The sequence below is a fragment of the bacterium genome (genome assembly GCA_023150945.1).
In the GTDB taxonomy this organism is placed as follows: domain Bacteria; phylum Zhuqueibacterota; class Zhuqueibacteria; order Zhuqueibacterales; family Zhuqueibacteraceae; genus Coneutiohabitans.
The window spans coordinates 370167-382653 of the sequence record JAKLJX010000004.1; the positions used below are offsets into that span (position 1 = coordinate 370167).

The following is a 12487-nucleotide window of genomic DNA, read 5'->3' on the forward strand; positions in this document are numbered from 1 at the left end:
TTGTCGCGTTCCAAGCGCATAACTTTCACAGTCATCTTGCTGCTGCTGCCGGCGCTGTTTCTGCTGCTGGTGGAGGGAGGGCTGCGCCGGTTGGATGACGGCAGCGATTTTGCGCTGGCCCGCAAAGTCGTGGAGGCAGAGGGCGAGTGGTGGGAGATCAACCAAAACGTGGCGCGGCGCTACTTCGGTATGGCGCCGGAATTCGCGCGGCAAACCGAAGAGGGGAGAGTGCGCTTCAGCAAATCGCCGCAAATCCTGCGCGTGATCTGCCTGGGTGAATCGAGCATGGCGGGATTTCCCTACAACAAGAACGCCACCCTGCCCGGCATTTTGCGCACGTATCTGCAGATGCTGCTGCCGCAACGCGAGGTGGAAGTGCTCAACTTGGGAATTGCCGCGACCAACAGTTTCACCGTGCGCGACCTGATGCCGGAAGTCGTCGCGCTGCAGCCGGATGTGATTTTGATTTACGTCGGCCACAATGAATTCTATGGCGCGCTGGGCGCGGGCTCGAATTTCCATCTGGGAACCAACCGCAGCCTGATCAATCTCTATCTGCGACTGCTGCGTTGGCGCACGTTCCGGCTGCTGCAAGAAGTGATACGCAAAGCTTCCCGTGCCGTGCGCGGCGGCAAAAGCGCGGCAGACTTCACCGCGCCGGTGATGCAGCAGATGGCACGCGAGCAGACGATCCCCGTGGAGAGTGAGCTGCGGCAGTTGACCGAACGGACCTTCGAGCAGAATCTTCTTGATGCACTGGCAGTGGCGCAACGGGCGCGCGTGCCGGTGGTGATCAGCGATCTCGTGTGCAATCTCCGTGAGCAGCCACCGTTTGTGGCGCTGGCGCAGGCTTCGCTTACGCCGGCGGAAAAGCAACGCTGGCAGGCGGCATTCACGGCCGGCTGGCAGCATCTGCAGGCGGGCCGGCCCGATTCCGCGCTCGTGCGATTCGCGGCGGCGGCCGGCATCGATTCCACGCATGCAGAATTGTGTTACCGCCAAGCGCAGGCGTGGCAGGCACGCGGCGAGGTGAAAGAAGCGGCGCATTTGTTTGCGCTCAGCCGCGATCGTGATGCGCTGCCGTTTCGCGCGCCCGGCACGCTCAATGCCATCATTCACCGGGTGAGTGCGCAGCGCAAGGTGCCGTTGGTGGAGATGGAACGGACGTTTGGCGAGCGCAGCCCGCTGGGCCTCATTGGCGATGAATTCATTTGCGAGCATCTTCATCCCACCGTTACCGGCTATGCCATGATGGCAAAGGCATTCCTGCAGCGCTTGCTGGCTGCAGGTTTGCTGCCTACCGGCAGCGATGCCACCGCCATTGCCCGCCTGCCGGAGGAGGTGCGGCAGCTCAACATCACCGCGCTCGATGAAGAATTCGGCCGCCTGCGGGTGTTGCAACTCACTTCGGAGTGGCCGTTCCGAAAGAAAGTCGACCTGGAGGTGGCGCTTCCGGCGGAAGTGGCGCCGCTTGCCACGCAAACAGCGATTCGCTACGTCAACCGGGAGATCACCTGGGCGCAGGCGCATTTGAACTTCGGCGACCAGCTCATGCAACACAAACGGTTCGAGCTGGCGCTGGCGGAATTTCGCGCGCTGGCAGCGCAATATCCCGGTGAAGCGGGGTTGTGGGAAAAGCAGGGGGATGCGCTGTTCTCACTGCAGGACTATGAGGCTGCCCGCAGCGCCTATGCGCAGGCCGCAAGGCTGCAACCGACCTCTGCGTTTGCGCATGCCGGCGTGGGCAAGGCTTGCATGTTTCTTGCGCGCCTTGCCGAAGCGGAAGCGGCGTTGGCGCGCGCCATTCAGTGCGATGACATGCGGTCTCAGTTCGATTCATCCTACCGGTCCTTCGTGCTTTATCTTTGGGGCGGCGCGCTCACGAATTTGCAGCGCTATGCGGAAGCGGAGCAGAAGCTGCAGGCGGCGCTCGCTATCGATCCTCATAACAAACTCGCCGGCGATTTTCTCGCCACACTGCGCAGCCGATTGCAGGAGTAGAGGTGTGAAATGAAGGCGCTGGCCTGCACCAAATGAGGGGTCGGGAGTTGCAGTCGCGCCGGTGGTAACTGCGATTCTCTTGCGCCGCACAAACAGCTTGACAAACGCAGGCGCGTTGAGTATACTTTCGCCGGTCTTCTTGGAAGGCCTTCCACACATGACGCCCGGCAGCCTCATCACCTCGAGTCATTCGCCCGCATTGCTGCCCCGGCCTTCTGAACGCGGCTCTGCCTGTCTGAGGTCATCACTTGCCATGCATGTCACCATCTATGAAGTTGCCGAACGCGCGGGCGTGGGCATCGGAACCGTCTCACGCGTACTCAACAACAGCTCGCAGATTTCGCCGGAAACGCGCGCCAAAGTGCTGAAGGCCATCAAGGAGATGAACTACCAGCCGCACGCGATGGCCCGCAATCTGGCCTGGCGGCGCACCCACACCATCGGCGCGATCGTGCCGTTCTTCACCGGCTATTTCTATGTAGAATTGCTGCGCAGCATCCAGGCTGCCATCTCCCGCCACAAATACGACCTCGTGCTTTACGGCGTCGACGATCTCCAGAAGAAGGAACACTTCTTCAAGCACGTTTTGCAGCAACGCCGCGTGGACGGTGTGCTGCTGGTTTCCATGCGACTCTCAGACGTCTACTCCCGCCAGTATCTGCAGCGCAAGCTGCCGCTGGTGCTGGTGGATGCCTACCATCCCGCGCATGATTCGATTACCGTGAACAACGAAGAAGGCGCTTACCTGGCGGTGCGGCATCTGCTGAACCTGGGCCATCGCCGCATTGCCATGATCAACGGCCATCGCGACAGCCGGCCGGCGCAGGAACGCCAGGCTGGTTACCTTCGCGCTCTGCAGGATGCCGGCCTCACGCCGGCGCCGGCGTGGATCATCTCCAGCGATGCGCTGGCGGAAGAGGGGGCGGCACCGAACGACGGCTTCAACAAAGTCGCCGGTGATCTGTGCATGCAACGGCTGCTGGCGGCCGGGCTGCCGCGGCCCGCAGCGGTGTTCGTTGCCAGCGATATTCAAGCGGTGGGCGCCCTGCGCGCGATTCTGCAGCACGGCTTGCGCGTGCCGGAGGATGTCGCCGTGGTGGGCTTCGATGACGTCGAATTGGCGGAATTGATCGGTTTGACCACGATGAAGCAGCCCATCCCCGAGATGGGCGATCTGGCAGTGGAGAAGCTGATGGCCAAGATCAACGAGGAGCCGCTGTCCGCCCAGCGGCAGCACCGCTTCGATACCCGCCTGGTGGTGCGCGAAACCTGCGGCGCCAGGCTCAAAGTCCTGCGAGACCGTGATGCCGTCCCTCTCGGATGAACAAAAAAGGCGCGTGCGCGCTTTGGCAAGATCCACCTCCGATGCCAAGATCGGCAAGAAACTCGGCCTCGAACCGGGCGCGGTCAAGGCCTTCCGCGAACAGGAGGCGGCCGCGCAGCGGCAACGCCGCGAACGTGTCTTCAAAATCCTGCTGCCTGCCGTGCCGTTGTTGTTGCTGTTGCTGTGTGAAGCGCTGTTGCGGCTGACCGACTACGGCGGCAGTCTTGCCTTGTTCGTGCCTGCGGAGACCGCGCCGGGCTATTTGAAAATCAACGAGAACGTGGGGCGGCGCTACTTTCCCGCACTGGCTGTGGCGCCGGAGGTTTCCAACGACCTCGTGCGGACGGCCAAGCCACCGGGAACCTACCGCATTTTTGTGCTGGGGGAATCCACCACCGCCGGCTATCCCTACCTGTACAACGGCAGCATGTCCAAAATGCTGCAGCAACGCTTGCGCGATTACTTTCCCGATCGCGAGATTGAAATCGCCAATCTCGCCATGCCCGCGATCAACAGCTTTGCCTTGCGGGATTTAGGCCCGGAGCTGCTGGCGCAACAGCCGGATGCCCTGATCATCTACTGCGGCCACAACGAATTTTATGGCGCGCTCGGCGTGGCCTCCACCGAGTCCCTAGGCCGCTGGCGCAGCCTGATCAATTTATATCTCGAGCTGCAGCAATTCAAAATCATGCGGTTTCTGCGCGCTCAAATTGCTGCAGTGCAAAAATGGTTCGGGCCAGCGCACTCCCCGGCCGGCAATGCCAACGCCACTTTGATGGAACAAATGGTGGGAGATCAGGCCATCCCATATCAAAGTGAAAAGTACCGCCGCGCGCGGGAGTTCTTCACTGCCAATTTGAAAGACTTGATCAACGCCGCGCAACGGCAGGGCGTGACGGTACTGCTGGCGAATCTCGTGAGCAATGAACGCGATCTGCCGCCCTTTGCCGACATTTTCAATCCCGTCACACCGCGCGCGACTTTTCTCGCAGCGCTGGAGCGCAGCCGGCAACTCGCCACGCAAGGCAATCTCCAGGCGGCGCTCGCGCTTTGCGATTCCCTGCAGCAAGTCGATGCCGCACCCGCCTGCCTGCATTTTCAGCGGGCGAGAATTTTGGAGGGCATGGGCCGTTTTGCCGAGGCGGCTGCCGCATATCAAACCAGCCGCGACCTCGACGGCCTGCGTTTCCGTGCCGCCACAGATTTCAACCACGGCCTCGCTGAAGTCGCGCAGGCCACCGGCGCGGTGTTGGTTGATGTGCACGCCGCCTTTACCCGAGCCTCGCCGCACGGCTTGATCGGCAACCATCTGTTACTCGAACACGTGCATCCGAATTTGCACGGCTATTTTCTCATGGCAGCCGAGTTGTGCCGCGCCCTGCAACAGCAGGGGATGATTGCAGTGGATTGGGATCAAACCCGGGCACGGCCGGACTCGGTTTACTGGCAGGAGCGCGGCGTCACCGCGCTGGATGAGGAAGTGGCCGCCATCCGCATGGCGGTGTTGCTGAACAACTGGCCGTTCGTGCCGCGCGAACGCAGCTGGCCGCTGCGGTATCAGCCGAAGGATTATCTGCAGTCACTCGCCTATGCCATGTGGCGGCGCGAGCAAACCTGGGAAAAAGTGCACGTCTTGCTGGCAGAAGATTACGAGAAAAAGGGCCGCCTCGAGCTCGCCGTGAAGGAATATGAGGCGCTCATTCTGCAAACACCGCACAACCCTTCGCCTTATATTCGCGCCGGGCTGCTGTATGCCAACCTGCAGGATTTCGATCGCGCGCAGGATCGCATGCTGCGCGCGCTGGCCCTCACGCCTTCGCTGGAAGCCTATCAAGTCGTGGGCGCGATTCTGCTCAACCGCGGGCAGCCGGCGCAAAGCCTGCCGTATCTGCAAAAAGCGCTGCAGCTCGCGCCGGGGGACGGCCGGACGCTCTACAACCTTGCGACCGCCCACCTCATGTTGGGACAAACCGAGCCTGCTCGGACTTGCGTTGCGCAATTGGAAAAGCTGATGCCTGGCAGCGCCGAAGTGGCGCAACTGCGTCGCAGTCTGGCGTCGCCTCAACCGGCGCGTTGAGCCGCCTTCAATCCGCCCAGCCAAAGGCCTGTATCAAGTTCAGGTCGCGCAGGGTGGCGTGCACGCTTTCACTGATGCCAATAATCTCCAGTTTGCTGCCGCGCCGGCCAATGAGCCGCGCAAAGCCAATCAAACTTTGCAGGCCGCGGCCGCTGAGCACCGCCAGCCCCTGCATTTGCAGCGTCCAACGCGCAGCAACCAGTTGGGAAGCGAGCGCCAGGAATTCCGCCAACCGCTGCGCGCTCGCGCCGCTGATCACGCCCTGCAGCTCAAGCGCAACGCACGGTTCCGCCTCTTTCATTTCGACCGCCACGGTTGCCACCGGCTCCCGGCCGGCACTGCCGCGGGCAACAGTCCTCCCACACTGATCCAGTTGAATCTGCACTCGTGCCATGCTGTGAACCTCCGCTTGTTGTTTCCCGCCTGACTGAATCGCCGGCAATGTGTGCCTGCAGGCGATGATTGTTCCGGCCAAATGATGCCTGCCGCCGTGCAGCGAAAGGCAACAACAATTCGCGTACCAAAGCCGCCCGGGCCGCGAGGCGATTCCGTTTGCTTGCGCAGGCGCGTCGTGCCTGCAATTTCAAAGAACTTGCATTCACCGCGCGCGAATCGCGCTAGTGGTCGTGGCCGGCTGTAACGTTCTGTGCCGGCACGGCAGAGAGGTTTGTTACAGAATGGGAGGGAGTCTGATTTCGGGTCCGGCATCTCGCCGGGTCTGCCGGCATTCGGCAGGCACGCAAGCGCAGGGAGGGAAAAATGAGGCGCTTTTGCAGATGTCAGGCAAGCTGTTCAAAGCGCGGCAAAACCTCCAAAAGCTCGCTCAACGTTTTGATGCGCGTGACATCGTTTTCCGGCACGACGGCGAAGGGGTCGATTAACACCGGCCGCAAACCGGCCCGGCGCGCGCCGATGACATCATTGTCGTAGTTGTCGCCCACGTAAAGGCAGTTCGCCGCGGGCACCTGCAGTTGCGCCAACGCCAGCTTGAAAATTTCGGGATCGGGTTTTTCCACGCCGACGAGGTGGGAGTCGATCACACACGCAAAGAAATGGGCGAGGCCCTGTTGTTCGAGCAGGCGGGCAACCTTGCCGTCGGCATTGGAAATAATGCCGAGGCGAAGGCCAATTTCCCGCAGCGCGGCGAAGGTTTGCCGCGCCGTCGGTTCGACGTAATTCCACAAATGATCGCGCTGGTGGCGTTCGTAGATCATTTGCAACATGGCGGCAATATGCTCGGGCGCGGCGCCGACGAAGCGCAGCCAAAAAGTAAAGAAATCCTTCCACTGTTCGCCGCGGTTGCCGCGGAAAAACTTCTCGCGGCCCAGCGCGGCGCCCTTGCTGAGCGCCTCGATGCTGGTGTGCACGCCGAAACGCGCCAGCATTTCCTGAAAAAAAGGGTAGTCCGGGGAGAAAATCGTCTGGCCCACATCGAAGAAAACGGCTTGCAGGGTCGGCGGAGGAGTCATGGTTCGGGAGTGTCTCGGCAGTTGGGTGAATAAAGAAGAGCGAATACGTACGCACGGTTTGTTGGGCAAGTCATGCAGCAACTTCTCACGAACTGAGCCTTCGCCTCATCGTGCCCTCGTTCTGGCGGCATACTTGCGCAGGCTCTTCAACACCGCTTGGAAATCCTTGGGGGCCGGCGCGGTGAATCCGATCTGCTCGCGGCTGGCGGGATGATGCAGCAGCAGTGCGGCGGCGTGCAGCGTCAGACGTTTGATCAAGGGCTGCTCGGTTTCGCCCGGGTTGAGATGATAGCCGGGTTTGATCGAGGAGAGCAGAAACGTTTCGGCCTGACCATAAAGCGGATCAACCAGCAGCGGATGCCCGAGCGCCTGCAAATGCACGCGAATCTGATGCTGCCGTCCGGTTTGCGGCTGGGCTTCCAGCAGCGTCGCCCCGCGAAAGCGCTCGAGCACGCGAATGGAGGTGAGGGCCGGTTTGCCGTCGCGCGCAACGATCATCACGCCCGGCCGGCTGGGATGTTCGGCCAGCGGCTGTTGCACGGTGAGCGCTTCTTCCACCACCTCGCCGCGCACGAGGGCGAGATAGGTTTTCTCCACGTGGTGCTGCTCGAATTGCAGACTCAGGGCGCGATGGCTGCCCTCGGTTTTGGCGAGCAGCACCAGGCCGCTGGTGCCGCTGTCGATGCGATGCACCACGAACAGGGGTGTGCCCAACCTTTCTTCGGCCACGCTGCGCAGGCAGGGCCACTCGGGATGCCAGCGTTCGGGAATCACCGGCAAGCCGGCGGGCTTGTTGAGCACCAGCAGCGCTTCATCTTCAAACAGAACCGGGATGCGCCATTTCTGTTGCCGGGGTTCATCGAAGTAATGTAGATCGCGGCCGGTCATGCCAGGCATCCTTATTGTGCAGTGTCCGTTCGAAAATGTTCCAACCTCGGCTGGGTCGAGGTGTCGAGAACGCCAGACTCACCGGTTGCGGGGCGAGACAAACGTTATTCGAAGAAAAGACTTTGAATTTTCGATTCATGAAATTCACGCCACTGCTCCTCAGTCCGGCACGGCCGATGTGAGGGCATTGGATTTTCTATTATGCAACTCTGTCCTTCAATGTTCACTTCTTAATCTCAAGCCAATTTTGAATATCGACTACATACCGCGCCGGCCCATCGAGAGCACCGAAGGCGATCTTACTCGGCAGCTTCCTAAAAAAAGCATAGTAACTCTGTGTTGGCGTCGCCTCAGCATCAGTCCATGCAATCATCCACTTTTTGTCATTGCTTGGTGTAAAATGTGTATTGAAAATAAGCAAACGCGTGGGTAATCTGTTTTTGCTTCCTCGCATAATCGTCACTTGAGACATATATCTCGTCTTTGCAACTTCCTCTGCCGGAACAGCACAGAAAAATGGTGCCCATGATCCGAGGCCTGGACGCATCTCAATGATGTAATTCGGTTCTGCATCCAGTTTGTGAATATTCAAGAAGAATGACTGCTTCTGCGTGTCTTCAATATCTTGAACAATGATCAAGTTGTCCAATTTGAACTGGACGGAATTGGGACTGTTGATCATGTATTGAGCAGTTGCTCCAGGCGAATCTTCAATATTGATGCTGCCAGATGAAGTCGGGAAAGGGTTGCTGTTTTGCCATTCTTTGAATTGAACTGGGGTCGGTGGAGGTTGTGTATTCATGAAAAGATACATCTGTTCAAGATATGTGGCTTGTTCAGGTGTATACTTATCACGATGAATTGCTAAACATCGCAGATATGATCTGATGCGTTCATCAGTCATCGCTTTGCTAGCCAGTGAGATTACTCTAGGATCGGTCTTCAAAATCACTTCACCTGTTACAACCTTCCAAAACTGTGTCTGAGTAAACTTTAGATCAACTCCGGCAGCCGTAAAAACGTCTGGCGGGGGCTCATTGCATCCATATATATCCACTTTGCCATTTTTTGCTTTAGGATGACACCCCTGAAGTATAGTCGAGAGCAATACGAAAACCATGAGCGCTCCATTTGTGCAAAATCTGGTTGAAATCGTCATGGTATGATGTCTCCTTTTTTTAGTTGTTCAATCTAAATCACAAGATATGTACTATTCGATCCAAATCACTCTTATCTCCCTTTTCTCTGCCCTAACTCCGAATATTAGGACCACACTCAGATCTTCAAATCCAAAAGCGGCGCCACCTGCGCACAACCCGGGAAAGAAATCCTGTACGCGCGGCATTTCCCGGCAGCACACGAATGACTTGCACCGTGGCATTGTCTTCACCGCCGCGAGCATTGGCCAACGCCACGAGTTTCTCGCAGGCCTTCTGCGGGGCGTGAGAGAGTACAATCTTCTTCAATTCGCTGGGATCGACTTTGGCCAGGCCGTCGGTGCACAACAAGAAGTGATCGCCGGGCGCGAGGCTGAGGTTGGGAATCATGTCCACTTCGAGCTCGGTGTAGATGCCGAGCGCGCGATAAAGATGCGACTTCTCCGGATGGCGGCGCGCTTCCTCGGCGGTGATCATGCCGAGGCGCTGCATCTCCGCGACCTTGGAATGATCCTGGGTGAGCTGCTCGATCTTGTCCGGGTTGATGCGATAAGCGCGGCTGTCGCCCACGTGCGCGACACAGCCCGTGCCGCCCTGCAGCGCCAGCGCGGTGCAGGTCGTGCCCATGCCATAGAACTCGAAGCTGGTGTTGGAGGCTTGGTAGATGCGCTGATTGGCCACGGTCAAAGCGCGCTGCAGGCTGTGGGGAAGATCCGCCTGCTGTTCGGCGAAATACGTTTCTGCGATGATGCGCACTGCCATGCGGCTGGCCTCGCTGCCGCCGGCATGGCCGCCCATGCCATCGGCAACCACGAAGAGTTGGCCCTTGGGCGTTTGCAGCGAGGCGTCCTCCGCGGGGAATTTGCCAAAGCTGTCTTGATTCTCTTCGCGCTTCAGGCCGCGATCGGATGCGCTCCCAAAAGAGATGCTCAGCCCCTGTTCCATATCCTCATTTTTTTAGGATCTCAACCGTCACCGGGCCGGCGGGCCTGGCCAGGCAGGCGAGGCGATATTCACCCGGCTCGAGTTTGTTGATGTCTTCCAGCGTACCCTGCTCTTCGTCGCCGATTTCGTTTAGATTCTCGCGGCCGGCCAGAATGCGAATCGGATCCATGCCGCAACTGCCGATGCGGCAATCGGCTTTGATTGCCAAGCCGTGTTTCTCGGCAATCTCGCAGATCGATTGCCCCGGCCGGAAGGGGACGGTTTTGTTGAAATTCTTGAACCGCACCACCAGACCTTCCGGCAGGGGCGTTCCAGCAGGCTGCGGCTGGGGCGTGGCGGCGCGCACGGGCGCGGCCGCGGGCGCCGGTGGATTCGCAACGCCTGGCTTGGTGTTGAACAGCACGGTGCGGCGCGGCGCGAAAGTGCGCAGCCGCAACAGAAAAAGCTGCTGCCCCAGGCGAAATTGATCACCCTCGACCAGCGGCATGGCGCCCCGGATCTTGAGGAACGTGCCGTTGGCGCTGCCCAGGTCCTTGATCTTCATCATGCCGCGCTCCAGGCGAACTGCGAGATGGCGGCGCGAAAGTGTCATGTCTTTGGCGTCGAGCGTGAGGTCCGGCGCTTCGCGGCCCAAAACCTGCGTGCGTTCCGTCAGCGGATGGCGGCCAACGGGTTTACCTTCGGCATCGAAATGCACCAGGAGCGGGACGCCGTTCTCCCTGCCGAAGAGCAGAAACTGCCGGCCCACGCGCACCAGACTGCCCGGCGCGATTTCACGCGGACTGGCCTGCTGCAATCTCACGAAAACACCGTTGGCGCTGCCGTCGTCGCGCAGAAGATAGGTGCCGTCACTGCGATCGTAGAGCAGCGAAGCATGCTTTTCAGAGAGCAGCACGTCCTCCGGAAAACTCAAATCACAACCGGAGCGGCCGATGGTGGTGAGGCCCTCGTCGCGCAACGGGAATTCGTCGGCTTCGACGTTGCCGGCGAGAATGCGCACCAGACAGGCGGTGTGTTCCTCCACGGCTGCTGCTTGCAAGCCGGCTTTGGGCGGACCTTCACTCTCCACCACCACGGTGCCGATCCGGCGCAGCGGCGGCGCCGGTTTCGGTTCTTCGTCGAACTCGAGGTCGATACGGATGCTGGTTTTGCCTGCCAGCTTTTGCGCCACGGCTTCCGCCACCAGCACGCCGTCGCGCAACGCCGCCTTGATGTTGCCGCGGCGCTTGATCTCGCGGAAGCCGGCGGGATCGGCATTGAAATCTTCGGTCTCGAAATAAGCCGGACTCAGAATGTCGCCCAGCAAATAGACATTAGGCTGCCGCGTTTCCAGCAGAGGATTGACGATAAAGCGCTTCTTGCCCTGCGGCCCGCCCGCCACCATGTCGATGCCCAGCGAACTCAGAAACGGCTCGGGAATGTCCTCGCCGATGCAAGCAATGCAAAATTCCTTGGCGAATTCGAGATGCACGGTTTCACTGGGCCGGCCGGGAATGCGGCGCCGCTCGGTACGCACGGAAAGATACTCCTTGCGATCTTCGGCGGTCAAGACCGCCACCGGCTCGCTGCAGGGAAACTGCCGGATATTGCCGTTGGCCATGAAAGCTTCAAAGAACACTTCCGCCAGCGCTTTGGAAACTTTCGGAAGTTTGTCGCCGCGATAGGACCAGTAAACCGCGGTGGCATCATCAGCCCGCGTTTTGGCGTTCGAGATGGCAATCACCGCCTCTGCTGCCGAAGTGCCGCCGCCGATGACACAAGCCGGTTCGCCGAGATAGTACGCAGCATCGCTCAGGCGATAGGCGATGCCATCGGTATTGCCGGGGATGTCAAAACGCCGCGGCACACCGCGGCCAATGGTGATGGCGACGTGCCGCGCGGTGTAGAATTGTTCGGATTTGGTGCGATGGTTGTAGGCCCGCGCCCGCCAACTGCCGTCGCGGTTGCGCTGCAGGCCGGTCAACTCGACGCCGATTTGTGCCGGCACGTTGAAGGTGCGATAGCAGGCTTTCCACTGGCGGCACATTTCGTCCTTGTCCATCGGCGTGAAATGCAGGGCATTGATCAGCTCGCCGCCCCTGGGAAATTGCATTTGATCGCCGCCGCCATAATCCGGCAGAATGAGTTTGTCTTTGGCGTAATCGCGGATGCGCTTCATCAAGTCATCGAAGTCGATGACCAGCGCGGCCAGCCCGAGTTCCCGGGCGCGAAAGGCGGTGGCCGTGCCCGCCGGGCCTCCGCCCACCACCAGCAGATCCAATACCTCCGGCAAGCGCGCCGGCTGGGAGAGAATGATGGTGCCGTCGGGCAGCACCTCGGGATTGAGGCTCATGGAAATCCTTTCCAAAAGTGTTCACGTCCTTGCAGCCAGCGTGGCCTTGCCCGCCGCGGAGCGCGGCGATCGTTGCTGTCCTCGATTGGCAAAGCACAGTGTTGATTTACCGGCACGCGAGCACTGCAATTCAAACATAATTTTCGCCGCGACCGGCGCTGCATCTTAGCGGATTTGCCAGTCTTTTGCAAGAAGTTTCTTGCCGCCTCCGCCACAACGCATTGGCTCATAAATATTGTTACCGAAGGTTTTTTTGAAATGGCGTCGTTGCCTCATAATATGTGTTACCCAATC

The 12487-nt window shown here is 59.7% G+C and carries 9 protein-coding genes; 3 read left to right on the forward strand and 6 right to left on the reverse strand.

Translation table 11 applies throughout. The features are described from left to right. The 3 genes from L6R21_08205 (at position 1) to L6R21_08215 (ending at position 5402) form a co-directional block, all read left to right on the forward strand. Positions 1 to 2001: a hypothetical protein gene (locus L6R21_08205; protein MCK6559169.1), complete on the forward strand. Its 2001-nt coding sequence runs from the start codon at positions 1 to 3 to the stop codon at positions 1999 to 2001. 253 nt (positions 2002 to 2254) lie between these two features. Then, the gene (locus L6R21_08210; protein MCK6559170.1) at positions 2255 to 3325 is read left to right on the forward strand and encodes a LacI family transcriptional regulator; all 1071 of its coding nucleotides are present in this window, start codon (positions 2255 to 2257) and stop codon (positions 3323 to 3325) included. Further along, positions 3306 to 5402, forward strand: coding sequence for a tetratricopeptide repeat protein (locus L6R21_08215; protein MCK6559171.1), 2097 nt, complete (start codon positions 3306 to 3308; stop codon positions 5400 to 5402). Before L6R21_08210 ends, L6R21_08215 begins: the two co-directional genes overlap by 20 nt. Before the next feature lie 7 nt (positions 5403 to 5409). Here the strand turns inward: L6R21_08215 and L6R21_08220 are convergent, their stop codons facing one another. The 6 genes from L6R21_08220 to L6R21_08245 all read right to left on the reverse strand — a co-directional run bounded on the left by L6R21_08220 (position 5410) and on the right by L6R21_08245 (position 12193). Then, complete coding sequence (locus L6R21_08220; GenBank protein ID MCK6559172.1) at positions 5410 to 5796, reverse strand: STAS domain-containing protein; 387 nt, start codon at positions 5794 to 5796, stop codon at positions 5410 to 5412. A gap of 385 nt (positions 5797 to 6181) precedes the next feature. Next, positions 6182 to 6871, reverse strand: a complete 690-nt coding sequence (locus L6R21_08225) for an HAD family hydrolase (GenBank protein MCK6559173.1) — start codon at positions 6869 to 6871, stop codon at positions 6182 to 6184. A gap of 105 nt (positions 6872 to 6976) precedes the next feature. Then, positions 6977 to 7759: an RluA family pseudouridine synthase gene (locus tag L6R21_08230; GenBank protein ID MCK6559174.1), complete on the reverse strand. Its 783-nt coding sequence runs from the start codon at positions 7757 to 7759 to the stop codon at positions 6977 to 6979. Between the two features lie 223 nt (positions 7760 to 7982). Beyond that, entirely contained in the window at positions 7983 to 8918 is a 936-nt protein-coding gene (locus L6R21_08235) for a hypothetical protein (protein ID MCK6559175.1), read from the reverse strand. A gap of 124 nt (positions 8919 to 9042) precedes the next feature. After that, a complete protein-coding gene (locus tag L6R21_08240; GenBank protein ID MCK6559176.1) occupies positions 9043 to 9861 on the reverse strand; it encodes a Stp1/IreP family PP2C-type Ser/Thr phosphatase in 819 nt (272 codons plus the stop codon). Positions 9862 to 9865: 4 nt separating this feature from the next. Continuing rightward, a complete protein-coding gene (locus L6R21_08245) occupies positions 9866 to 12193 on the reverse strand; it encodes an FHA domain-containing protein (protein ID MCK6559177.1) in 2328 nt (775 codons plus the stop codon). Positions 12194 to 12487: the final 294 nt, after the last annotated feature.